This is a genomic window from Pelistega suis, from assembly GCF_013133795.1.
In the GTDB taxonomy this organism is placed as follows: Bacteria; Pseudomonadota; Gammaproteobacteria; order Burkholderiales; family Burkholderiaceae_B; genus Taylorella; species Taylorella suis.
In genome coordinates this window covers 1-26,414 of the sequence record NZ_JABGBN010000003.1, presented here as the reverse complement: position 1 = coordinate 26,414, position 26,414 = coordinate 1, and the positions used below count along the sequence as shown (strand labels likewise).

Sequence of the window (26,414 nt, the reverse complement as noted above, 5' to 3'; positions counted from 1 at the left end):
CTCAAATAAATAAGGGTCTATCTCTTACAAGATAAACCCTTATAACTACCGCTGATGTATTACCAGAAGTAACCTACACCAACCTGACTACCAAACTGCTTCTTAGAGTTGGTTGTTACTGCCCCGCGGATAATCCACTTACCGTTATCAGAAACTCGCGAATAACCAATCGCAAGACCATACTGCGACTGATATTGACCAACCGAAGCCACAAGACCCGATTGACCTTCACGATGAGGTTGTGGTAGACCTGCTGCTGCTAATGCTGAGGCTGCTGAAGCATTGATATATTGGTTCAAGGACTTATGACTATCACCAACTAAACGCTTCACATCACCGATATTAGCTGCATTGCTATTATCACGGTTATCACCATGAACAATACCTGAGGCAAGGTTAGTAATACGTGTACCACCTGCATTAATGCCCGCTTGATTAATCGTCACAGGACCAACATTCACCTGATTAAAGCTCACATTATCTTCAGTAGAAATAGAGAACTTATCACCATTACGCGTTACTTTAATGTTCTTACCTGCACTATTTTCAAGCTGTTGAACAGTAAGTGCATCAGTCGCTTGGGTACCGTTCGCCACATTGGTAATACGACGTTCACTACCTTTAGCACCAACCGATACCGTATTAGCCTCTGTTGCCACAGAGCCACGACCTAAAGCAACAGAATTGTCGCCTCTTGCCTCAGCATTTTGACCAATAGCTGTCGCACTAGAGGCTAGCGCTTTAGCATTTTGACCAACAGCTAAGCTGTTAGATTTTTCAGCCAAGGCGCTTTGACCAATAGCGGTTGCATTATCCGCCAAGGCCTTAGATGCTTGACCCATCGCAACAGAATTAGCACCAGTCGCTTCAGAGTTATTACCTGCAGCTAGAGAGTTCTCTCCAATTGCTTTAGCTGTCTCTCCCATACGTAACGCACCCGAGCCTACATCACCGTATTTAGAACCGTTGTTCTTCTCATCGGCAATTAGGCGACTGTCCACCGGTAAGGTATACGTCGAGCCATCATTACGCATAAAGATAACATTTGTGCCGTTCGTATCGTAATCAGCGCTTGTCGTGTAAACATCAGCGCCTGTAGCACCTGTCGCGCCCGTAGCACCTGTCGCGCCTGTGGCACCCGTAGCACCTGTCGCGCCTGTGGCACCGGTAGCGCCTGTGGCACCCGTAGCACCTGTCGCACCTGTAGCACCTGTAGCGCCCGTAGCACCTGTAGCACCTGTAGCACCTGTAGCGCCCGTAGCACCCGTAGCACCCGTAGCACCTGTGGCACCTGTAGCACCGGTAGCGCCCGTAGCACCCGTAGCACCCGTAGCACCGGTAGCGCCTGTCGCACCTGTAGCACCCGTCGCGCCTGTCGCACCTGTAGCACCCGTCGCACCTGTAGCACCCGTCGCACCTGTAGCGCCTGTGGCACCTGTCGCGCCTGTGGCACCTGTCGCGCCCGTAGCACCCGTAGCACCCGTAGCACCAGCGGCACCTGTCGCACCAGCGGCACCCGTAGCACCTGTCGCACCTGTCGCACCTGTCGCACCTGTAGCACCTGTAGCACCTGTAGCGCCTGTGGCACCTGTCGCACCAACGGCACCCGTAGCACCTGTGGCACCTGTCGCACCTGTAGCACCTGTCGCACCCGTAGCGCCTGTAGCACCTGTCGCGCCTGTGGCACCTGTCGCACCTGTAGCGCCTGTCGCACCTGTGGCACCCGTAGCGCCTGTCGCACCCGTAGCACCAGCGACACCTGTAGCACCTGTCGCACCTGTCGCGCCCGTAGCACCCGTAGCACCCGTAGCACCCGTAGCACCCGTAGCACCCGTAGCACCTGTCGCACCTGTAGCACCTGTAGCACCTGTAGCACCTGTCGCACCTGTAGCACCTGTAGCACCTGTCGCACCAACAGCACCTGTGGCACCTGTCGCACCTGTGGCACCTGTCGCGCCTGTAGCACCCGTCGCACCAACAGCACCTGTCGCACCAGCGGCACCCGTAGCACCTGTGGCACCCGTAGCACCCGTAGCACCTGTCGCGCCTGTAGCACCTGTGGCACCTGTAGCGCCCGTAGCACCTGTCGCGCCCGTCGCACCTGTAGCACCTGTAGCACCCGTCGCACCTGTCGCACCCGTAGCACCTGTCGCGCCCGTAGCACCTGTTGCACCTGTAGCACCTGTTGCGCCTGTGGCACCCGTAGCACCTGTTGCGCCTGTAGCACCTGTCGCGCCCGTAGCACCTGTAGCCCCAGCAGAACCTGTCGCACCCGTAGCACCTGTGGCACCTGTGGCACCTGTAGCACCGGTAGCGCCTGTAGCACCTGTTGCGCCTGTCGCACCTGTGGCACCGGTAGCACCAGCAGAACCTGTAGCGCCTGTCGCACCCGTAGCACCAGCGGCACCTGTAGCACCTGTCGCACCCGTAGCGCCTGTCGCACCGGTAGCGCCTGTAGCACCTGTTGCACCCGTAGCGCCTGTCGCACCTGTCGCGCCCGTAGCGCCTGTTGCACCCGTAGCGCCTGTTGCACCTGTAGCACCTGTAGCACCTGTAGCACCAGTAGCACCTGTCGCGCCGGTAGCACCTGTAGCACCTGTAGCACCTGTAGCGCCGGTAGCACCAGCAGAACCCGTCGCGCCTGTCGCGCCTGTGGCACCCGTAGCGCCTGTAGCACCTGTCGCGCCCGTAGCACCTGTAGCACCTGTAGCACCTGTTGCACCTGTGGCACCGGTAGCACCCGTAGCACCCGTAGCACCGGTAGCACCTGTAGCACCTGTAGCACCCGTAGCACCTGTTGCACCTGTTGCGCCGGTAGCGCCTGTTGCGCCTGTAGCACCTGTAGCACCTGTAGCACCTGTTGCGCCTGTCGCACCCGTAGCGCCTGTCGCACCCGTAGCACCAGTAGCACCTGTAGGACCTGTCGCGCCTGTAGCGCCGGTAGCACCAGCAGAACCCGTCGCGCCTGTGGCACCTGTCGCGCCGGTAGCACCTGTAGCACCCGTAGCACCGGTAGCACCTGTTGCGCCGGTAGCACCTGTTGCGCCTGTAGCACCTGTTGCGCCTGTAGCACCCGTAGCGCCTGTCGCGCCTGTCGCACCCGTAGCGCCTGTAGCACCAGCAGAACCCGTAGCACCAGTATCACCTGTGGCACCTGTTGCGCCTGTAGCACCCGTAGCACCTGTCGCACCTGTAGCACCTGTCGCACCTGTAGCACCTGTAGCACCTGTCGCACCTGTTGCGCCTGTAGCACCTGTAGCACCTGTTGCGCCGGTAGCACCTGTAGCACCTGTTGCGCCTGTGGCACCTGTAGCACCTGTCGCGCCCGTAGCACCTGTTGCACCTGTGGCACCAGTAGCACCCGTAGCACCAGCAGAACCTGTAGCACCAGCAGAACCCGTAGCACCTGTTGCACCCGTAGCGCCTGTTGCGCCGGTAGCACCTGTAGCACCCGTCGCACCAGTAGCGCCTGTCGCACCGGTAGCGCCTCTCGCACCTGTGGCACCAGTAGCACCTGTTGCGCCTGTCGCACCCGTAGCACCTGTAGCACCAGTAGCGCCTGTAGCACCCGTAGCACCTCTCGCACCTGTGGCACCAGTAGCACCTGTGGCACCAGTAGCACCTGTTGCGCCTGTCGCACCCGTAGCACCTGTCGCACCCGTAGCACCAGTAGCGCCTGTAGCGCCTGTCGCACCGGTAGCGCCTCTCGCACCTGTGGCACCAGTAGCACCTGTTGCGCCTGTCGCACCCGTAGCACCAGTAGCGCCTGTAGCACCAGTAGCGCCTGTCGCACCGGTAGCACCTGTAGCGCCTCTCGCACCTGTGGCACCCGTAGCGCCTGTTGCACCTGTTGCGCCTGTGGCACCCGTAGCACCTGTCGCGCCTGTAGCACCAGTAGCACCAGTAGCACCAGTAGCGCCTGTAGCACCCGTAGCACCTCTCGCACCTGTGGCACCAGTAGCACCTGTGGAACCAGTAGCACCTGTTGCGCCTGTCGCACCCGTAGCACCTGTCGCACCCGTAGCACCAGTAGCGCCTGTCGCACCGGTAGCGCCTCTCGCACCTGTGGCACCAGTAGCACCTGTTGCGCCTGTTGCGCCGGTAGCACCTGTCGCACCTGTTGCGCCTGTCGCGCCGGTAGCACCCGTTGCGCCTGTCGCGCCTGTTGCGCCTGTGGCACCTGTCGCACCCGTAGCACCAGTAGCGCCTGTCGCACCGGTAGCGCCTCTCGCACCTGTGGCACCAGTAGCACCTGTTGCGCCTGTCGCACCCGTAGCACCTGTAGCACCAGTAGCGCCTGTAGCACCCGTAGCACCTCTCGCACCTGTGGCACCAGTAGCACCTGTGGCACCAGTAGCACCTGTTGCGCCTGTCGCACCCGTAGCACCTGTCGCACCCGTAGCACCAGTAGCGCCTGTAGCGCCTGTCGCACCGGTAGCGCCTCTCGCACCTGTGGCACCAGTAGCACCTGTTGCGCCTGTCGCACCCGTAGCACCAGTAGCGCCTGTAGCACCAGTAGCGCCTGTCGCACCGGTAGCACCTGTAGCGCCTCTCGCACCTGTGGCACCCGTAGCGCCTGTTGCACCTGTTGCGCCTGTGGCACCCGTAGCACCTGTCGCGCCTGTAGCACCAGTAGCACCAGTAGCACCTGTCGCGCCCGTCGCACCTGTTGCGCCGGTAGCACCTGTTGCGCCTCTCGCACCTGTTGCGCCTCTCGCACCTGTTGCACCCGTAGCGCCGGTAGCACCTGTCGCACCTGTAGCACCTGTTGCGCCCGTAGCACCTGTCGCACCAGCAGGACCTGTCGCGCCCGTATCACCTTTAGCTACTGTGGTAGAAATAACAAAACGACCATTTGTTTGTTCAATTTTGACATTATCACCAGCAATTAACTCAACTAAATTACCAGGTTTAATTAATTGATCAGTAATCCCTGTTGCAACACCTGTTGTTTGCCCTGCCGTAATACGCCACCCACTTGAATTGATGGCACTCACTAAATCGGCGGCATTAACAAAGCTAGACCCAGCATTAGACATACTCAATGCCAAACTACCACGCGTAGTCCCTGTACTAACAGACGTTAATGTTGTATTAGCCACATTAAAGCGTACCGCTGCTGTCGAATTAGAACCCGAGACTGTCACATTAGCAATCGTGCCTGTACCATTAACAAAATTAACGGTGTCATAAGGTTTCACAAAATCTTTGGCTGAACTATTTTCCTGTAAGTTCCAGCCTGCCGCTAACACATCGCCCATCGAAGCCGCATCGGCTCGATTAATCGTTTGAGGATTAAAGCCTTGACTAGACGTTGTATAGGTATTAATCAGCTGCGGAGTAAGATTGGTAATCTTATCCCCATCACTCAAGGTAATTCCATCACCATTAATTAGAGGACCGTCAGTCACATTAATAGAAATAATATCTGTTAAATATGGTGATAATCTATACGTTACTTTTGTTCTTGTTGGGCCACTCTCCTCTTGTACACTGATAACCAAATTATCCCCAGCAACAAACTTAACTGAATCTGAGCTTGTCACTAACTGATTCTCTACCGCACCATCACTTGTGCCTGTCCCTGTCGTACCACCAGTTACAAACCATCCAACTCCATTCATCGCATTAGCAATCTGATTTGCCGTCATATAATGAGTCGCATTCCCTGTCGGTGCTGCCGCATCACCAGCCCCCGTGATGGTTAAAGGAGTCGTCTGTAATGCAACATCAAAACCAATTTTGGTAATATTGCCACTTTCCGCCTCTACTCTCGCTATGGTGTTTGTACCATTGACAAACTGAATAGCCTCGCCTGGGGTCACCGTACCTTTAAGTACATTAGCGTAATCAAGTACGCGGAAACCTTGTCCTAATACATTAGCTACAGAGTATAACTGACTACCATTAATCGCATCCGTAGATGTTCTAGAAATCTCACCGGCAGCGACGTTTTGAATACGGCGCTCCATACCCGAAGCACCCACAGAGACCGCACCAATTGCTGTTGCACCTTGGAAGTTATTATAAGTTAAGGTTCCTACTGTCGCACTTGAGACCGTACCAACCGCACCCGCCGTCGTCGCTGTCCCTGTTTGCGTTTGATTAGCATTGAAAGTTTTTAATGTACCTATACCACCAAATACAACACCACCTGAACCACCCGTAACCTCAGATTCATTACCTAGATATACTGAGTTGGCAACAGTACCAGGACCATTCGTCACCAAGTCCAATCGACGATTAATACCACTACCTAACACAAATGTATTATTGGTCGTAATCGTATTATTGTTACCAATAGCATAAGAACCATCCGCTTCTGCCGTTAAATAAGAGGGATCACCAAATACACCCGCATTATCCGCCAAAATACGGTGTCCTACACCAACGGCAACCGATTGATTACCAATCACGCTACTATTACTACCTAGTACAATAGATTCCAGTCCACGAGCCACAGACAATGTACCAATCGCTGTCGCATTGACACCTGAAGCATTAGATTGTGTACCAATCGCAATAGCGTTAGTTGCATTAACATTGACCGCCGAACTATTACCAATCGCAATACCATTAGTCGCATTTGCCGCAACGAGCGAACTATTACCAATACCTATAGCTTTATCAGAAATCACCGATGCATTGGTACCCATCGCAATTGACTGATTTGCTACTCGTCCAAGTGTCGCGGTTTCGTTATTATTAGTCATCACTTTAGTAGCAAAACCGACATGCGCCCCATCACCAAAAGCAATGGATGAATTACCCAATACTTGCGCCTGGGTTCCCATTGCCGTTGAGTTAGTAAAGAAGTCTAATTTTCCTACTTCTGTAACAGAATCAATATCTAAAAAACGACGATATTCAAAAGCTGAGGTCTGAAAGTTAGCATTTTGTTTCCATTGACCATCCCCTAACCCCTCCGCATATTTTTCAAGACTGACGCCACCAATAACCGCCTGATCACCAATCGCAATAGATCGATCACCAAATACAGTCGCATCTGGTCCCACTGAAGTAGAATAAGCACCATCCACCAAAGAACGAGAGCCGACTGCTACTGAGTGCGGTTGAAAAAACACCGCAGAGCTATAATCAGTCAATACAAAGTGACGCCCACCGCCAGGATACACATCAGCAATACCCCATGTATCCATCCGACTATCTTTCACCTGAGAAAAAGCCCCTATAGACAAGGAGTCTTGCGTATCCACTGCTGATTTATAACCTATCGCAACGGCTCCCCCTTTTGTCGCATTGGCATTAACACCTACCGCAACAGACTGGTCTGATTTTGCTAATGCACGATTACCCACGGCAACCCCCGAGAGAAAAGCTCGGCTATGATCACCAATTGCTATTCCCCCCTTGACAGAGTAGTCAAATACATAGCCAGTACCAAACCGGCCTGTCTCTCCCAAAGGAACATCCCTACCCCATACTCCCTTCGTATAATCCCCAGGCTGAGTTACTAGATTAATTGAGACAGTTGCATTATCACCAATCGCAACAGCAGAACGAATCTCTTGCACAGAGTCTCTAGAACCCTCAGCTTTGGCATTTTGACCTATCACTACTGTATTAAGACCTAGTGTAGAAGATGCATCTGAACCAAATACACTATTACCACTCCCTGAAATAACCGTCGCATTCGCACCTATCACACTATTGCGTGATGAATATATTCCTACAGTACCAAAATCCGTAAAAAAGCCAGAATTATCATAAATTGGATAAACACGAATTGATGCTCCAGTTCCCATCACCGTATTATTAGTGCCACTAAAATCGGGGCTCCGCAGATTAGGAAAGCGAGAATCAGTATATTGATTCTCGATAAATGCCTGATTACCAATCACAATGGAATCAACACTCGTTGCTTTTGAACTATTACCAATCGCAATCGCATTGGTACGATTAGCCAACGCCGTTGGACCAAACGCCAAAGCATTTACCGCACTCACATTTGCCAATGAACCAATCGCAATCGCATTTGTCGCATTGGCAGCGACAAATGAATGATTACCAATCGCAATAGCAGCGTTTGCATTATTCGAAATAGTTGCACAGACCCCAAAGGCGACAGAGTTAGTAGCATTTGAATATGACCGATCCCCCACTACTGTAGCATTAACCCCCCCTCTCAAAATCCGACTACTACTACCTATCGCCGTCGCATTTTCTGAACGAGCTAGAGCTTCATCACCATATGCAGAAGCTCCTGAACCCAATGCGGCAGTAGCATGTCCTATCGCTGTAGAAGTCCTATCAAGGGTCATAGAGGTCTCCCCCATAGCCACACCTCGGATTCCACCGATCAAATAGAACTGTTCAACATAATTATTGGAGGTAGCCGTGAGATTATAAGCCCTGTGAGCTTGTTCAACAGCTCCATCCTCACCGACTACTGCACCATGCGCCACTCCTCCACTCAGAGAAGCCCCCAGACTCAACGTTGCCACGCCCGCCGCTCGACGCAAAGCACGGCTAGATTTTTCTTTGCTCGCCGATTTAGTCAATTCAGATACGGCAACCCATGTGCCTAGTGATTGACTCCAAATAACTTTAAAAACCTTATTCATCTAGATTCTTCCCATGTATTGTCAGGCGAATAGTGCTGACTTTCTTTGTCCTTTTTAAATAAAAAAATAGTTCCTTTGGCTATTGTAACTGATTGGAAAAATAAAATGTGCCATCAAGGCTCATCTGGCAAAATAAATAACCATTGGCGTAATTCGGGATGCCCTTGAATGGCATATTTATATTCAATCGATACGACGTCATAGATATACTGATACTCTTGTAATTGTCGTTGATAAAGGTATCGCAGATAAGGCTTTAGTCGTTGTGTATGTGCCATTGCCTCGCGCAAATAGGCTAAAAATCCAGCTTTCTTATGAAAAACTTCCATACTCCCCATCAAAGGAAAACTACTCCCATACCGACGCATATAGTAAAAAAACAAGGTCGATATTTCTACAATAGGTTTATCATACTCAAATACGTCACAAAGAAACTGAAAATCCTCCATAAAGGCAGTTTGCTCATGAAAATAGATAGAGTGTTCTCGTAAAAAAGCACGCCTAATAAAGTAACTCCCTGTATGGATAAAACAATTATCTGTGCGAACCATGTGTTCTGTAAAAGCAATACTCCCCACCACCATCATTGAATGAGGCTCTAGCGTTGTCATCACTGGTCTAGACGTATTGATAGTGTTAAATGGTGCGGGCAAATGAATTTGCAGCAAGCCTTTCACTATAACCGCTTCTGGATAATGGGTTTCAATTTGTGTATAAATCGCCTGTAAATCTAGACCTGGCGCCAAACAATCATCCGCATCCAAGAAAAAAACAAACTCGCCTTTTGCTAAACGCAAGCCCATATTACGAACACTGGATACGCCTTGATGTTGATTCGCGACCAAATGGATAAAAGGATATTGACGCACATAACTCAATGCGATATTAAGCGTCTCATCTGTAGACCCATCATCAATCAATAAAATCTCTTTACTAATTGTCTGTGCCAATATACTGTCTATACAACGCTGTAAATAGGGAGCAACGTTGTACATCGGTATAATAAAACTCATCGCTATCGACATAAAATTCCTTTGTTTAATTTTTTACTGACTATCCGTCTGCTAAGCCATGATAGCATCATGTGTCATGTCATCATGAACTAGCATGAATCTTCTACATGTTCTATATATACTAAAAACTGCCAAGCAGTTGACTCATAGACTATGGGATGTTGTTTTCATACCAAACTTGTATAATCTTATATGGGTCTTTACAAAAAGATCCATATATCCTCTCATAACCTGGAATAAACTATTCTTAGCAAAAAAATAACTTTCCTAAAGATTTAATAAGGGGCTTACACTAAATTGACAAGATATCCACTTATAAACTAGCATAAAACTTCTTACAGAGTGGTTAGTATCACAGATATTTTAATTGACAGTAGGGCTGCCATAGAAATGATTGACAATTCCTTGCTTTTCCAAGAGCAAAAAGCTGCTCAAGTCGCAGCGTTCCTCATACACAAAGCAAACAATAAACTGGAAATTTTAAAGCTGATAAAGCTAATGTATTTAGCTGAAAGAGAATCATTGCGTCTTTTCGGTGAAACAATCACAGGAGATGCCTTTGTATCTATGCCACATGGACCAGTATTATCCATGACATATGACTGTATCAATGGGAATACCAAGCATAAGGCTGGTGGTTGGAACGATTGGATTGCAGACAAAGAAAATCATTTTGTCGCACTCAAAGACCCTAACATGTTACGTAATCCTGAAGAGGATTTATTAGCACTGTCTGAATCTGACTTAGAAACACTTGATAAGACATGGCAAGAGTTTGGGCATTATGGTGCATGGGAATTACGTAACAAGACTCACGACGGACTCTGCCCTGAGTGGGAAGACCCAAAAGGATCTAGCCGTCCTATCCGGATTGAAAAACTATTAAAGATTCTTAATTACAATGAAGCCCAAATCAAAGGTATTGTGAACAATATGCGCGATCAGGCAGAAATCAATGCCAGACTTCAAATGAGGTAAGTATGCGTGGTCAATGTATGCTCATACCATCAGGCGACAACAACCACAAACATCTTTTTACCGTCGTGATAGACCCTGTGACATTACCACAAACAGGAAGTATACCAGTCGTTATTCTAGTCAACTTTACAAGTATTCGTGATGATGTTCCTTATGATGACGCCTGTGTTGTACAGGCAGGTGAACACCCCTTTATTCAACATAAAAGTTATGTAAACTACAGATGCGCTCGAGAAGATAATATAGCACACATTAATAGTTTATTAGACAAAGGCGTATTTGTCAAAAAAGAACCATGCTCACAGACACTTTTAGAAAAAATTATAGCAGGTGCGCTGAAATCAAAAAGGATATCCCGTCAATTTAAACAAATTATACAAGACAGTATAAAGACACCAACATAAAAAACCGTCTCTTAAAGAGACGGTTTTTTTGATGATAATTAATCAGTACGCTCTAGCGTTTATCCAATGCTGGCACATCACGACGAGCACTACCCACGTACAACTGACGTGGACGACCAATCTTATAGTTGGCATCCGATAACATCTCATTCCATTGAGCAATCCAACCGACTGTACGTGCTAATGCAAAGATAGCCGTAAAGAGCTGTGTTGGAATACCCATCGCACGTTGAACAATACCTGAGTAGAAGTCAACGTTTGGATAGAGTTTGCGATCCACAAAGTATTGATCCTCTAAGGCAATACGCTCTAGTTCCATCGCTAATTTAAATAATGGGTCGTTTTCTAAACCTAATGCCGTCAATACTTCTTTACATGTTTCTTGCATTAATTTAGCGCGTGGGTCATAGTTTTTATAAACACGGTGACCAAAGCCCATTAAGCGTACGCCAGAGTTTTTGTCTTTCACTTTTTCCATGAATTCGCCAACTTTGGCTACGCCACCATTAGCTTGGATGTCTTCAAGCATTTGTAAGCATGCTTCGTTAGCACCACCGTGAGAAGGACCCCATAAGCACGCCACACCTGCTGCAATCGCTGCAAATGGGTTAGTACCAGAAGAACCACATAGACGAACAGTCGATGTAGAAGCATTTTGCTCGTGGTCAGCATGTAACGTCAAAATACGGTCAAAGGCACGCTCTAAGACTTCATTGACTTTGTAATCTTCGCAAGGCGTTGCAAACATCTGACGTAAGAAGTTACCAGAGTAAGACAACTCATTGCGTGGATAGACGTATGGCTCACCACGAGAGTATTTGTATGCCATTGCCACTAATGTTGGCATTTTGGCAATCAAACGAATCGCCGAAATCTCACGGTGACGTGGGTTAGTGATGTCTGTAGAATCATGATAGAACGCAGACATTGCACCCACTAAACCCGTTAAAATCGCCATTGGGTGAGCATCACGACGGAAACCACGTAAGAAGAAATGCATTTGCTCATGCACTAAGTTGTGATGATTGATTGAGTACTCGAACTCGGCTTTTTGCTGTGCATTTGGAAGTTCGCCATTTAATAATAAATAGCAGACTTCTAAATAATCACAATTGACCGCTAATTGCTCGATTGGATAACCACGGTATAACAATTCACCTTTATCGCCATCAATGTACGTAATCGCTGATTCGCAAGATGCCGTCGACATAAACCCTGGGTCAAATGTGAACATATCACTTTGAGCATATAGTTTGCGAATATCTAGTACATCTGGACCAACAGTACCAGAATAAACTGGCAATTCGATTGGTGTGCTACCATCAATATTTAGGGTAGCTTTTTTATCTGATAACTTCATTTAAATTCCTTTGTAAAGTTATACCCGGACACATCCTACACTTAATCTCTAATCCTCGCGCATAAGCTTAACCAAACGGTTAATATTCGCTGTATCATAGTTGCCTTCTGGCTCTGCTCTACCGAGTAAGACATCAAGCAAAGAATTATCGTCCATTTCAAAAAGATGAGTCAAACTACGAACGTCCTCATCGTTTAACTCAGTTTCATAGCGGTCTAGAAAACGCGTAATAATTAAATCGTTTTCTAAAAGACCACGGCGTGCACGCCATCTTAGACGTGCACGCTCTAGTTCTGTTAAGTTCGCCATAAGCTATTAGATAGTACGACGTACGAGCATTTCCTTAATCTTACCAATAGCCTTGCTTGGATTTAAGCCTTTTGGACATACATCCACGCAATTCATAATGGTATGACAACGGAATAAGCGGTACGGATCTTCTAGGTTATCTAAACGCTCAGCTGTCGCTTCGTCACGGCTATCTGCCAAGAAACGATAAGCTTGTAACAAACCAGCAGGCCCCACGAATTTATCAGGGTTCCACCAGAATGATGGACAAGATGTAGAACAGCACGCACATAAAATACACTCATAAAGACCGTCTAACTCATCACGAGCCTCTGGACTTTGTAAACGCTCTTTTTCTGGTGCTGGTGTATTGTTAATAAGATACGGTTTAACCGAATGATACTGGTTAAAGAAATGCGTCATATCAACAATAAGATCACGAATAACAGGTAAACCTGGTAATGGACGTAACACGATAGGCTGAGTTAAGTCATTAAGGTTAGTCAAACATGCAAGACCATTTTTACCATTAATGTTCATCGCATCAGAACCACAAACACCCTCACGGCAAGAACGACGGATAGAAATACTATCATCCACATCGTTCTTAATGCGAACAATCGCATCTAATAACATTTTGTCATTTGGACCTAGTTCTACATCCAATTTTTGCATGTATGGACGCTCGTCCTTATCAGGATCATAGCGATAAATTTCAAATTTTACGATACGTTTAGTCATAATATCCTGCTTAGAATGTGCGTGGTTTTGGTGGGAATGATTCAACTGTTAATGGTTTCATTTGAACAGGCTTATACTCTAAGCGACCGTCATCAGAATACCATAATGTGTGTTTCGTCCAGTTCACATCATCACGCTCTGGGTAATCATTAAGTGCATGCGCACCACGGCTCTCTGTACGTTGAGAAGCCGATTTAATCGTCGCACGAGCCACTTCAATCATATTCTCAATTTCTAATGCCTCTTGGCGAGCCATATTGAAGACTTTAGATTTGTCTTTGAAGTAGATGTTCTTCGCTTGTTCGGCGATTTCATCAATCTTAGCCACACCCTTATTCAACAAGTCTAATGTACGGAATACACCGCAGTGGTGTTGCATTGCCATACGCATTGCATTACCCACGTCTTGAACTTTTTCACCCGAAGCACGCGTTTCTAGTGCATTCACACGGTCAAGCGACTTAGTCACTGACTCAACAGCGAGGTCTTTGTGAGCTTTTTGACGCTCTGGATGTGACTCAACGATATGGTTACCTGTCGCACGACCGAAGACGACTAAGTCAAGTAATGAGTTAGTACCTAAACGGTTAGCACCATGCACAGAGACTGCTGCACATTCACCAATTGCATATAAACCATTAACCACTTTATTTGATTGAGTAGCAGCATCCCATGATAATACTTGACCATGGTAGTTAGTTGGAATACCACCCATTTGATAGTGAATAGTTGGGACAACGGGAATTGGCTCTTTAATAGGGTCTACGTTACCAAACTTAATCGCGATTTCACGAATAGAAGGTAGACGTTTATTAATCACATCAGCACCTAAGTGGTCTAATTTAAGCACCACATAGCTACCGTCTGGACCGCAACCACGACCTTCTTTGATTTCTTGGTCCATAGAGCGAGAAACGAAGTCACGAGGTGCTAAGTCTTTTAGGTTAGGCGCATAACGTTCCATGAAACGCTCACCATTCTTATTTAAAAGGATACCACCCTCACCGCGTACACCCTCAGTAATAAGAACACCCGCACCTGCCACACCTGTTGGGTGGAATTGCCAGAATTCCATATCTTGTAAAGGAATACCTGCACGAGCCACCATACCTAAACCGTCACCCGTATTGATGAATGCGTTAGTTGATGCTGCCCAAATACGACCTGCACCACCTGTTGCTAATACTGTTGTCTTAGCTTCAAGGATGTAGATATCGCCTGTTTCCATCTCTAGCGCCGTAACACCTAAAACATCTCCGTCATCATTACGGATGAGGTCTAATGCCATCCACTCAACAAAGAAGTGGGTACGTGCAGCAACGTTACGTTGGTATAGCGTATGCAACAAAGCATGACCTGTACGGTCAGCTGCTGCACAAGCGCGTTGAACTGGTTTCTCACCAAAATTTGCTGTATGACCACCGAAAGGACGTTGGTAAATCGTACCGTTAGGGTTACGGTCAAATGGCATACCAAAATGCTCTAACTCGTATACCGCATTAGGCGCCTCACGACACATAAACTCAATCGCGTCTTGGTCGCCCAACCAGTCAGAACCTTTGACCGTGTCATACATATGCCATTTCCAGTTGTCTTCTGACATATTACCTAAAGAGGCACTAATACCGCCTTGTGCCGCAACGGTATGAGAACGTGTTGGGAATACTTTTGAGAGAACGGCAACAGATAAACCAGCTTGTGCTAACTGTAATGAACAGCGCATACCCGCACCACCTGCACCAACTACCACTACATCAAACTTACGGCGTGGTAATGAAGAAAGAATCGCTGTCATTTATAGTCTCCAAACAATTGAAGCAAAGTAGGCAACTGAGCCTGCTAACCAAAGAAGTGTTAATGCAAATAAGGCAAGACGAACACCTGCTGATTTAACATAGTCCATCCAAATATCGCGAACACCTACCCATGCGTGCCATGCCAACGCAAAGAAAGCAACCGTCGCTAACATTTTGCCGACGGGCACATCAAAACAGGTAAATGTAAAGAAACCGACCCAGTTCTTATAGGTCACCGACGTAAATAATAACGTCAATAAAAAGAGTACGGAATACACCGCTAAAATAACCGCTGTCACACGTTGAGCGATAAAGTCCAGAGTACCGTAATGCGCGCCAACCACGCGACGCTTTCTACCGAATTGATCTTGTGCCATTAGATAACTCCAAATAATTTAATCGCAAATACTAGCGTTAAAGCCAAGCTCACACCAAGAACGATTTTTGCACTCTTTTGTGCGGTGACTTTATCCATACCGATATGTAAATCTAGGATTAAATAACGAATACCTGCACATAAGTGATGCATGAAACCCCATAGCACCACTAATAATAAGAACTTCACAAAAAAGCCTAAGTAACCTTCGGTTAATGCTCTAAAACCGAAAGGATTTACACTATAAGCAAATAAAGTGATGAGTAAAGGTAAGCTTAAGAATAAAAGTGCGCCACTAACACGATGAAGAATCGACACCTTACCCGCAAAAGGTAAGCGATACTTTGTCGTAATCAGCTGAAAATCGACATTGCGAAATTCACGGCGAGGTTTTGACTTTAAGTCTGACATATTGGCCTCTAAAATTTACAACAATAAAAAAATCAATTATTAAACCTTATGATTTTAGCATAGCTCATAAAGAAATTTAACAATCGTTACATTCAAGGGTTTAATTCAGGCTATTTCTGTAGTAATAATGCTCTGTTAGATACAAACCTTTCCGAATTTCCATCGGCTTTTCGCCATAGGTATACGCCACACGCTCAATGGACAATAATGGCACCCCCTCCTTAATTTCAAGTAGACGTGCCACATCTGCAGGCGCATTTACTGCTCGTAACTTCTCGTCACAACGTAACAATTGCACCCCAAAATGACTCTCAAATAAACCGTATAAAGGCATTTTTTCGGAATGAAGCAACTCAAATGTTAAACCTTTAAAAACGGGTTCTGGCAAATAAATTTCTTCATACACTGCTGGTGCATTTGAAAGATGCATAACACGCTTAATACAGATTACTTTTTGCGAAGCTTCTAACTCAAATAAACGTGTTTGTTCAAGCGTCGGATTAACTTCATCACAAGAAACAATCACACTTTTGGTACGTTTGACACCACCTGGCTGATCTGTCGCCATACGTAAAAAACGATAACGCACTTGTGGTTCATGATGCGTCGCTACATACGTGCCTTTCCCTTGGCGTCGAATTAAAACATTTTCAGTTGATAACTCATCAATCGCTTTACGGACAGTACCTTGACTCACTTGAAACCGTACCGCCAATTCTTGTTCACTAGGAATAACACTACCGGGTTTAAATTCACCTGTCTCCAAGCTCTGCAATAATAGCTCTTTAATCTGCTTATAAAGCGGGCTAAAAGAAGCAGAAGTCTTTGGTTTTAATGACTTGGTCATATTTCTTTACCTTCTTCGTATCTCGCCAAATGTCCTATAGGGATACCGCATTAATGGTTTGAAATTATTTCATATCTTACCCTTTATTGTCCACTCATATATCTTATATAAGACTTATTGACGAAAAAGAAGATTATCGGCTAATATACGCGTATAATTTTTTGTTGTTTTGGTATTTGTTTTTTTCAAACAAAACCCTTATTTTCAATTTTTATTGGAGCATAAATATGTCTAAACCAGCTGTTCGCGTTGCCGTCACAGGCGCTGCAGGCCAAATCGGTTACGCTTTACTATTTCGCATCGCTTCTGGTGAAATGCTAGGTAAAGACCAGCCTGTTATCCTACAACTTCTTGAAATTCCTGATGAAAAAGCTCAAAAAGCACTTCAAGGCGTTATCATGGAACTAGACGACTGCGCGTTCCCATTACTCCAAGAAGTCACAGCACATAGTGATCCAATGACAGCCTTCAAAGACGTAGATATTGCTTTATTAGTCGGCGCACGTCCTCGTGGCCCAGGCATGGAACGCAAAGACCTCTTACAAGCGAATGCTCAAATTTTCACAGTTCAAGGTAAAGCACTAAATGCTGTCGCCAAACGTGATGTCAAAGTATTAGTGGTAGGCAACCCAGCCAATACGAATGCGTATATTGCGATGAAATCTGCTCCAGACCTACCAGCTAAAAACTTCACGGCAATGTTACGCTTGGACCATAACCGTGCATTAACGCAATTAGCACAAAAATCTGGTACACAAGTTAAAGATATCGAAAACTTAATCGTATGGGGTAACCACTCTCCAACCATGTATCCAGATATCCGCTTTGCGACAGTAAATGGCGAAAGCTTAGAGAAGAAAATCAATGACGACGTATGGAATAAAGAAAACTTTATCCCTACTGTTGGTAAACGTGGCGCTGCTATTATTGAAGCTCGTGGCTTATCTTCAGCCGCTTCTGCAGCCAATGCAGCGATTGACCATATCCGTGACTGGGTACTTGGCTCTAATGGCAAATGGGTAACAATGGGTGTTCCATCTGACGGTTCTTATGGTATCCCAGAAGGTATCGTTTACGGCTTCCCAGTCACTACCGAAAACGGTGAATACAAAATTGTTCAAGGCTTAGAAATCAACGAATTCTCTCGTGAGCGTATGGACAAGACCTTAGCCGAACTTACTGAAGAACGTGACGGCGTGGCTGATCTTCTAAAGTAATTTAATCACTTATCTCAATAGTGATGATGCATTATGCCCAAGCAAGCCATATGGACTCACTTGCTTGGTGCTGATGTTGTTCTACTAGCCACGCCTACAATGCGTGGCTTTTTTACTATTTAAAAAGAGTAGTTTCCCCTATTTTCATTTGCAAGATTTTCACCAATACTTGCAAGATAAATTTAAAAACGATATTGGAGATAACACATTATGACCATTCAATCAGCAGGTGCTAAATTTCGCCAAGCTCTAGCCGAAGAAAATCCATTACAAATTATCGGTGCTATCAATGCCAATCATGCATTGTTAGCTAAACGTGCTGGTTTTAAAGCCATTTACTTATCTGGTGGGGGTGTTGCAGCAGGCTCACTAGGTTTACCAGACCTTGGGATTAATACATTAGAAGATGTTCTTATCGATACACGTCGCATTACCGATGTATGCGACTTACCTTTATTGGTCGATATTGATACAGGTCTAGGACCCTCTGCTTTCAATATCGCTCGTACTGTACAGAGTCTCATTAAAGCAGGTGCGGCAGCTTGCCATATCGAAGACCAAGTTGGCGCAAAACGTTGTGGACATCGTCCAGGCAAAGAAATCGTTTCTACCGAAGAGATGGTCGATCGCGTTAAAGCGGCAGCCGACGCACGTACTGACGAGAATTTTTTCATTATCGCACGCACTGATGCTATCCAAGCCCATGGTGTCGATGCAGCTATCGAACGTGCTATTAAATGCGTAGAAGCTGGTGCTGACGGTATTTTTGCCGAGGCAGCTTATGATTTACCGACTTATGAAAAATTCGCAAAAGCTATCAATGTTCCTCTCTTGGCCAATATTACGGAATTTGGTGCAACGCCACTTTTTAGCGTCGAAGAGCTCTCTAGTGTTGGCGTAGGTATGGTGCTATACCCATTATCGGCTTTCCGTGCCATGAATAAAGCCGCAGAAACCGTTTATAACAGTATCCGAAAAAATGGTCATCAGCGTGAGGTTATTGATATTATGCAAACTCGCGAAGAGCTATATGACCGCATTGGCTACCATGCATTTGAACAAAAATTAGATGCCCTATTTGCTAAGAACAAATAATTTAATGATTAACGATTCTCACTGAAAGGAGTGTTAAATGAGCACGGAAGAAGTTAAACCAAAAGTAAAAAAATCAGTCGCACTATCTGGTGTCGTCGCTGGTAATACGGCACTATGTACCGTCGGTCGTACAGGTAATGACCTAAGCTATCGCGGTTATGATATTCTTGATTTAGCCAAAGTGAGTGAATTTGAAGAAATCGCCCACTTATTAGTCCATGGTAAATTACCTAACAAAAAAGAACTGGAAGCCTATAAAGCCAAGTTAAAACGTCTTCGCGGTTTACCCGCTAATTTACAAACGGTTTTAGAGTCTTTACCCGCCGCTAGCCACCCAATGGATGTTATGCGTACCGCGGTATCGGTTTTGGGTTGTACATTACCCGAAAAAGACGACCACAATGCCGCTGATGCACGTGATATTGCTGATCGTCTCATGGCATGCTTAGGCTCTGCATTACTCTATTGGTATCACTTTAGTCATAATGGTCGTGTGATTGATGTACAAACTGATGATGACAGTATTGGCGGTCACTTCCTCCACCTATTACATGGTGAAACACCTCCCGAAAGCTGGGTTCGCGCGATGCATACCTCGCTCATTCTTTATGCTGAGCATGAGTTCAATGCCTCAACCTTTACAAGCCGTGTAATCGCGGGTACTGGCTCTGATATGTACTCTGCCGTAACAGGAGCAATCGGTGCATTACGTGGTCCAAAACATGGTGGTGCCAATGAAGTCGCTTTTGAAGTTCAAAAACGCTACGAAAACCCAGACGAGGCAGAAGCGGATATCCGTAAACGTGTAGAAAATAAAGAAGTGATTATTGGTTTCGGTCATCCCGTTTATACCATTTCAGACCCACGTAATGTGGTCATCAAAGAGGTGGCAAAACAACTTTCGGATGAGCAAGGCAATACTAAAATGTACGACATTGCGGAGCGCCTTGAATCAGTCATGTGGGAAATCAAAAAAATGTTCCCGAATCTCGACTGGTTCTCTGCTGTGTCATATCATATGATGGGCGTGCCTACAGCGATGTTTACCCCATTATTCGTGATTGCTCGTACTGCGGGTTGGTCTGCTCACATTCTAGAGCAACGTGCTGATAACAAGATTATCCGCCCGACCGCCAACTATACAGGTCCAGATGATATTCCATTTGTACCGTTAGATCAGCGTCCATAATAGTGCACTCAATGCGCCATCACTTAGTGTATTAAGTGATGACGACTCGCTTAAATACTTAGCGGCAAACACCTCCCTTCATCGGGAGGTGTTTGTTATCAGCGTATACCCAAACTCGCGCCTTGAGTGTGAGGAAAATCTCAACACCACACATCCATTTAGCCTAGATCGTGTTTTTGGTAAAATATCATTTTTCAACAATAACACCCTTTCTTTATACCTTAATATGGCGATTACACTGCTTAGCTACACTTTTACGCTTTTATTTTTTTGTTTAGCCTGTACATTGATAAGTGCGTTATACCTATTTGTATTTGGACATTCTTCTGTCAACGCAGAGCTCAAGCACCCGTATTTAAATGTCCTACCTTGGCAACGTCTTAGCTTAGGCAATAGAACTGGCATTTTACTGGACTACTTTTTCCGTGTGTTCTTCCCTAATACGCGCTGGAGTTTAATTGGTCATGCAAACCAACAACTCACCCACGTTAATCCCTCCCTAGTATCGCTCAAAACCAAAGCTCCCTTACTCGGTTTATGGGGAGGTTGCTTTGTCGGTATCATTGCCATGGTATTGCTATGGGTATTAATCCTGATTGTTCAAAACGGCACAACCGCGTAAAGTACTTGAGAATATAACACTACTCACCAACATACCGTTCATCACAAACACATAACCATTTACTGTTTAACAAAGGACATCTATCATGACCATTACTCACCATCCGGAAAAGCAACAATTCACCACAGAGGTTGAAGGTCATACCGCTCATATTGATTATGAGTTAGCTAATAATGTGATGAATATTACTCATACCATTGTCCCTGAGGCGATTGGTGGGCGTGGCATTGCAGGTCAATTGATGGAAGCCGCTCTCAATACAGCCAAAGAAAAAGCTTGGAAAGTCATTCCAAGCTGTTCCTATGCTGCCGCCTATATTAAGCGCCATCCTGAATTTGCAGATTTGCTCGCTTAAATTCCTTAGTTTTTCACTTCTAATTTGAGTGTTTCTAGCAATGCTGCAACACCGTCTGGTCGTTTAGATGATCGTTGCAACTGATTAAAAAGCGCAAAGAGTGAAATAGCTTGTGTAGGTTTGACGGCGATGTTTAGTGTTTTTGCCTCGCCATTGATAAACTTGTTCAAGCTAGCACAATATGTTTGTGCTTGAGAAACTTGTCGAGCCATTAAATCATCTAAACACTGTTTCTCCAAATTAGCATCGGCTGTCTTATCACGTCCTTGAATAAGCCCTTTGTCCTTAATCTGCAAATAAGCATCTTCCAAGGTCACTTGGGATAACAAACCTAATAATTGGAAAGGATTATTTTGTGACACACCTTTCTCTTTTAAGGTATTAATCACAACATCAGTTTGGGCTAAATCAATACTAAAACTCACATCACCAACATTACCCTGCTCTGCCACCATCGTAAAAGCAAGACTATCATCTTTCTGACGCACTGCTAATTGCCCATCCATCAAAGGCAGACTTTGCGTATCAATATGCTTTGCCCATGATGCTTTAGCTAAGTCTTTAGTCAATAACGTTTTACCCTGATTGTCTGACAACCCTTTAAATGAAAGGTCTAAGACATAATTACCCTGCTTATCCGAAAAATCATTGACATGAAGTTCTTTCACAAAAATCTTCTCTTTCATTTTCTTAGGACTAATAACGACATCATAAAATGTCGCTGTCTTATTGATACGACCCTCTGCCTTAGCCCATTGAATTTGATCAGTTAGGTTATTTTTCGTAATAAAGGCTTTTGCCTCTTCTTCTACCTTTTGGGTAAGATAGTAATTACCACCAAACCATACCCCAGCACCCACGACAGCCACTGCGGCTAACGTACCCACTAATTTTTTTGACATGACTTTAAATCCTTGGAAAGATAAAGGCTGATAGTTCACAATCTACCAGCCTCTGATGTATTAACTACGTATTTTCTCGTTAAACCAATTCGATTAGTTCTCAACTTTTAAATTTAAGTCTTTGACAATAGCCGCAATAGTTTCTGGCGTTGGCGATGCAAGGTCTAACATCATCTTGCCTACCGCTACGGCTTGGGCAGGATTAATACTAATTTTTAACTGCTTTTGCTGTCCATTCACAAAATGAGTGAAATTAGTACATGCTGAATCATCTAGAGAAATACCCATCATTGCTAAACTGAATTGACATGTATCCATTGTTAATGGTGTCGCATCTGACAGTTTTTGCGTGCGCTCTATAAGACCTGTATCATTCGCCTGAATAGATAACTTCTCAATTAATGCGGGCGATAAGGCACCAACTAGTTTCATTGGATTTTCTTCTAACTCTTTATCTGATGTTTTAGTGATGACATCCAAAAAGTCATTTAATTGCGTACCGGCAAAATTAACTTGAATATTCAAAAAGTCAGCTTGCTTAAACAAAATACTCATGGCTGCTTTATTGTTTTTGACATCATGCATTAAATCAAACTCACCGTTTGATAAAGGCAAATCACCGGTATAACCCAAACTCTTATAAACATCATCCTGATAAAGAGCCTCCTGCACTAATGATTTACCTTCCGCATTAGACAAACCCTCAAAGCTGACCTTTTGCTCATACAACTCTGACGTGTACGTCATTTTTTGCAAATCAAAATGCTTAAACTTAATCACCTCTTGTTCTGTCATATTAGGCGCTTGATACGATACATTGTGTAAACGTGCCGTACCGTCATCTAATGTCGAGATACGTTCCCATTTATAAGCGCCTGTTTGCTCTGTGCCTGCAAGATACGCCTCAAAATTTTTCACTAGTGCCGCACTTTTTGCTTCTTGTGGATTGAGCTGTTGCTCTGCCATACTACCTACGGGTGATGTAGCGTCTTTATTCCCCGCAAAATGCCAAGCCAAGCCCGCCACAGCTACCGCAACAGCACCGACTAGTAATTTTGTTTTACTCATTCTTATTCCTTTATTAACGAAATGATAGATGCCCAAATTATAGCGGAAAATACTGACTAGGACTTTCCCTAGGAATAGACTTTCATTTTTCAAACTATTTCACCAAGGCTCAAATAAATAAAACCATCTCTTTGAATTTTAAATACTTATTCAAATTGTTGGTTTTTTTCAAGTCTTATATAAGACTTAAGCAGAAACCTGATTTTTCATTTATAATAATAAGGTTATTTATCTTAACCGACTTTAGGAAAATACTATGTTGGAAGCATATCGCAAACACGCAGCCGAACGCGCTGCTCTGGGCATTCCAGCCCTTCCACTATCAGCAAAACAAACGGCTGACCTTATCGAACTATTAAAAAACCCACCCGCAGGTGAAGAAGCGTTTTTACTTGAGTTATTAACGCACCGTGTACCTGCTGGCGTAGATGATGCGGCTAAAGTAAAAGCCTCTTATCTTGCTGCTGTTGCTTTCGGCACAGAAAAAAATCCCCTCATTAGTCCAGCACATGCGACTGAATTATTAGGCACGATGCTAGGTGGCTACAATATCAGCCCATTAGTGGATTTATTAGATAATCCTGAGTTAGGTCAAATTGCAGCAAATGCTCTTAAGAAAACATTATTGATGTTTGATGCATTCCATGATGTCAAAGAAAAATCTGATAAAGGCAATGCGTTTGCAAAAGAAGTCCTCCAAAGCTGGGCTGATGCTGAGTGGTTTACAAGCCGTCCAGAAGTACCAGAAAGCCTAAAAATCACCGTATTTAAAGTCCCTGGTGAGACAAATACTGACGACCTCTCTCCTGCTCCAGATGCGACAACTCGTCCAGACATCCCTATGCACGCCTTAGCGATGTTAAAAAACAAACGTGACGGTGCACCTTTTGAGCCTGAAGAAGACGGTAAACGCGGTCCCGTGAAATTTATCCAGTCACTCAAAGAAAAAGGCAATCTTGTTGCTTACGTAGGTGACGTGGTAGGTACAGGTTCTTCTCGTAAATCAGCGACCAACTCTGTTCTATGGTTTACCGGCGAAGACATTCCTTTTATCCCTAACAAACGTTTTGGTGGCGTATGTTTAGGCGGTAAAATTGCCCCTATTTTCTACAACACCATGGAAGACGCCGGTGCATTACCTATCGAATTAGATGTTAGCCAAATGAATATGGGTGACGAGATTGAATTACGTCCATACGAAGGTAAAGCATTAAAAGACGGTAAGGTGATTGCTGAATTCCAAGTAAAATCAGATGTATTATTTGACGAAGTCCGTGCTGGTGGTCGTATCCCTCTTATCATTGGTCGTGGTCTAACAGCAAAAGCTCGCGAAGCATTAGGCTTACCAGCTTCTACATTATTCCGCCTACCAAAAGACCCTGCTGATACTGGCAAAGGCTTTACACTGGCTCAAAAAATGGTCGGTCGTGCCTGTGGTCTTCCAGAAGGTCAAGGTATTCGTCCAGGCACATACTGCGAGCCTCGCATGACATCTGTGGGTAGCCAAGACACTACAGGTCCTATGACTCGTGACGAGTTAAAAGACTTAGCTTGCTTAGGTTTCTCAGCTGATTTAGTGATGCAATCATTCTGCCACACAGCAGCATATCCAAAACCAGTAGACGTGAAGACTCACCACGAACTACCTGAGTTCATCAGCAGCCGTGGCGGTATCTCTCTACGTCCAGGTGACGGCGTGATTCACTCTTGGTTAAACCGTATGTTATTACCTGATACTGTCGGTACAGGTGGTGACTCACATACTCGTTTCCCAATTGGTATTTCTTTCCCAGCAGGTTCTGGTCTTGTGGCGTTCGCCGCTGCAACAGGCGTCATGCCACTTGATATGCCTGAGTCGGTATTAGTGCGTTTCAAAGGTAAAATGCAACCTGGTGTAACTCTACGCGACCTCGTTAATGCGATTCCTCTCTATGCTATCAAGCAAGGTCTATTGACGGTGGCTAAACAAGGCAAGAAAAATATCTTCTCTGGTCGTATCCTAGAGATTGAAGGTCTACCAGATCTTAAAGTAGAGCAAGCTTTTGAATTGTCAGATGCCTCTGCAGAACGTTCTGCTGCAGGTTGTACAGTTCACCTCAACAAAGAGCCTATCATTGAGTACATCAACAGTAATATCACTTTATTAAAAGCGATGATTGCTAATGGTTACCAAGATGCGCGCTCTCTTGCTCGCCGTGTTAAAGCCATGGAAGCATGGTTAGAAAACCCACAACTACTACAAGCCGATGCGGATGCGGAATACGCGGCGGTTATCGAAATCGACTTGAATGAAATTCATGAGCCTATCGTTGCTTGCCCGAACGACCCAGATGATGTGAAGACATTATCTGAAGTTGCTGGTGCGAAGATTGACGAAGTGTTTATCGGTAGTTGTATGACTAACATTGGTCACTTCCGTGCTGCTTCTAAACTATTAGAAGGTAAACGTGATATCCCTGTACGTCTATGGGTAGCGCCTCCAACGAAGATGGACCAAGAGCAACTCACGGAAGAAGGTCACTATGGTGTTCTAGGTGTAGCTGGTGCACGTACAGAAATGCCAGGCTGCTCATTATGTATGGGTAACCAAGCACAAGTGCGTGAAGGTGCGACAGTCATGTCAACCAGTACGCGTAACTTCCCTAACCGTCTAGGTAAGAATACTAACGTATACTTGGGTTCTGCTGAGCTTGCCGCTATCTGCTCTCGCTTAGGTCGTATCCCAACTCGTGAAGAGTACTTAGCGGACATCGGTGTGATTAATGAAAATGGCGATAAGATTTATCGTTACATGAACTTCGATCAAATCGATAGCTACAAAGAGTTAGCGGCTTCTGTTAAATTATAAAGAGCACTCAACGCTCAACGTTAGGGGCTAAGTTTCTGTACTCCAGAGGCTTAGTCCTTTTTGTTTTCCCGTTTCCTTTTCTCGTTTGTAATAAGCCCCCCACCTCTCCCAAAATATGCTACGCCATACTGCAGGATAAAAAAATACCCCAAAAGTCTGTTTAACTTTTGGGGTAAGACCTGTAAAACGACGTCTAATTAGCGTTTTGGCGGATATGGGTAGTTTTTGTCATACAATGCTGATGGACCTTCTAAACCAGCATCTGTAGAGTTAGTCGCTGTTCCACCACTTGCTTTGATTTCCACACGACGGTTTGGAC

At 45.4% G+C, this 26,414-nt stretch carries 19 protein-coding genes; 8 read left to right on the top strand and 11 right to left on the bottom strand.

The features are described 5' to 3' along the window. Positions 1-59 precede the first annotated feature (59 nt). On the bottom strand, positions 60-8,585 hold the full coding sequence (locus HKX39_RS05420) for an ESPR-type extended signal peptide-containing protein (RefSeq protein ID WP_171680317.1): 8,526 nt from the start codon (positions 8,583-8,585) through the stop codon (positions 60-62). 113 nt (positions 8,586-8,698) lie between these two features. Beyond that, on the bottom strand, positions 8,699-9,610 hold the full coding sequence (locus tag HKX39_RS05415) for a glycosyltransferase family 2 protein (RefSeq protein ID WP_171680316.1): 912 nt from the start codon (positions 9,608-9,610) through the stop codon (positions 8,699-8,701). A gap of 378 nt (positions 9,611-9,988) precedes the next feature. Here HKX39_RS05415 and HKX39_RS05410 point away from each other — a divergent pair, with 378 nt between their 5' ends. Together HKX39_RS05410 and HKX39_RS05405 are read left to right on the top strand one after the other, a co-directional pair. After that, on the top strand, positions 9,989-10,576 hold the full coding sequence (locus tag HKX39_RS05410) for a Panacea domain-containing protein (RefSeq protein ID WP_171680315.1): 588 nt from the start codon (positions 9,989-9,991) through the stop codon (positions 10,574-10,576). 2 nt (positions 10,577-10,578) lie between these two features. Further along, on the top strand, positions 10,579-10,980 hold the full coding sequence (locus HKX39_RS05405) for a hypothetical protein (RefSeq protein ID WP_171680314.1): 402 nt from the start codon (positions 10,579-10,581) through the stop codon (positions 10,978-10,980). A 52-nt stretch (positions 10,981-11,032) separates the two neighbouring features. Here the strand turns inward: HKX39_RS05405 and gltA are convergent, their stop codons facing one another. From gltA to HKX39_RS05370, 7 genes are all read right to left on the bottom strand, one after another. Next, on the bottom strand, positions 11,033-12,340 hold the full coding sequence (gltA, locus tag HKX39_RS05400; RefSeq protein ID WP_171680313.1) for a citrate synthase: 1,308 nt from the start codon (positions 12,338-12,340) through the stop codon (positions 11,033-11,035). Between the two features lie 48 nt (positions 12,341-12,388). After that, positions 12,389-12,649: an FAD assembly factor SdhE gene (locus tag HKX39_RS05395; protein WP_171680312.1), complete on the bottom strand. Its 261-nt coding sequence runs from the start codon at positions 12,647-12,649 to the stop codon at positions 12,389-12,391. A 6-nt stretch (positions 12,650-12,655) separates the two neighbouring features. Beyond that, positions 12,656-13,372, bottom strand: coding sequence for a succinate dehydrogenase iron-sulfur subunit (locus HKX39_RS05390; RefSeq protein WP_343043420.1), 717 nt, complete (start codon positions 13,370-13,372; stop codon positions 12,656-12,658). Between the two features lie 7 nt (positions 13,373-13,379). After that, the gene (gene sdhA, locus HKX39_RS05385; RefSeq protein ID WP_171680310.1) at positions 13,380-15,164 is read right to left on the bottom strand and encodes a succinate dehydrogenase flavoprotein subunit; all 1,785 of its coding nucleotides are present in this window, start codon (positions 15,162-15,164) and stop codon (positions 13,380-13,382) included. Next, a complete protein-coding gene (gene sdhD, locus HKX39_RS05380) occupies positions 15,165-15,542 on the bottom strand; it encodes a succinate dehydrogenase, hydrophobic membrane anchor protein (protein WP_171680309.1) in 378 nt (125 codons plus the stop codon). Continuing rightward, a complete protein-coding gene (gene sdhC / locus HKX39_RS05375; protein ID WP_171680308.1) occupies positions 15,542-15,952 on the bottom strand; it encodes a succinate dehydrogenase, cytochrome b556 subunit in 411 nt (136 codons plus the stop codon). The genes sdhD and sdhC overlap by 1 nt, the downstream gene beginning before the upstream one ends. Before the next feature lie 100 nt (positions 15,953-16,052). After that, complete coding sequence (locus HKX39_RS05370; protein WP_171680307.1) at positions 16,053-16,799, bottom strand: GntR family transcriptional regulator; 747 nt, start codon at positions 16,797-16,799, stop codon at positions 16,053-16,055. A 227-nt stretch (positions 16,800-17,026) separates the two neighbouring features. Here HKX39_RS05370 and HKX39_RS05365 point away from each other — a divergent pair, with 227 nt between their 5' ends. From HKX39_RS05365 to HKX39_RS05345, 5 genes are all read left to right on the top strand, one after another. Further along, the gene (locus tag HKX39_RS05365; protein ID WP_171680306.1) at positions 17,027-18,016 is read left to right on the top strand and encodes a malate dehydrogenase; all 990 of its coding nucleotides are present in this window, start codon (positions 17,027-17,029) and stop codon (positions 18,014-18,016) included. Between the two features lie 210 nt (positions 18,017-18,226). Beyond that, a complete protein-coding gene (gene prpB / locus HKX39_RS05360) occupies positions 18,227-19,111 on the top strand; it encodes a methylisocitrate lyase (protein ID WP_216605055.1) in 885 nt (294 codons plus the stop codon). Between the two features lie 37 nt (positions 19,112-19,148). Continuing rightward, on the top strand, positions 19,149-20,300 hold the full coding sequence (gene prpC, locus HKX39_RS05355; RefSeq protein ID WP_171680305.1) for a bifunctional 2-methylcitrate synthase/citrate synthase: 1,152 nt from the start codon (positions 19,149-19,151) through the stop codon (positions 20,298-20,300). Between the two features lie 286 nt (positions 20,301-20,586). Then, a complete protein-coding gene (locus tag HKX39_RS05350) occupies positions 20,587-20,922 on the top strand; it encodes a hypothetical protein (protein ID WP_171680304.1) in 336 nt (111 codons plus the stop codon). An 82-nt stretch (positions 20,923-21,004) separates the two neighbouring features. Next, a complete protein-coding gene (locus HKX39_RS05345) occupies positions 21,005-21,277 on the top strand; it encodes a GNAT family N-acetyltransferase (RefSeq protein ID WP_425500269.1) in 273 nt (90 codons plus the stop codon). 5 nt (positions 21,278-21,282) lie between these two features. Here the strand turns inward: HKX39_RS05345 and HKX39_RS05340 are convergent, their stop codons facing one another. Together HKX39_RS05340 and HKX39_RS05335 are read right to left on the bottom strand one after the other, a co-directional pair. Continuing rightward, complete coding sequence (locus HKX39_RS05340; RefSeq protein WP_171680302.1) at positions 21,283-22,179, bottom strand: hypothetical protein; 897 nt, start codon at positions 22,177-22,179, stop codon at positions 21,283-21,285. 93 nt (positions 22,180-22,272) lie between these two features. After that, on the bottom strand, positions 22,273-23,247 hold the full coding sequence (locus HKX39_RS05335; RefSeq protein ID WP_171680301.1) for a hypothetical protein: 975 nt from the start codon (positions 23,245-23,247) through the stop codon (positions 22,273-22,275). A gap of 256 nt (positions 23,248-23,503) precedes the next feature. On the opposite strand from HKX39_RS05335, the gene acnB reads away from it, so the two are divergent. Next, complete coding sequence (acnB, locus tag HKX39_RS05330; protein WP_171680300.1) at positions 23,504-26,095, top strand: bifunctional aconitate hydratase 2/2-methylisocitrate dehydratase; 2,592 nt, start codon at positions 23,504-23,506, stop codon at positions 26,093-26,095. Positions 26,096-26,414: the final 319 nt, after the last annotated feature.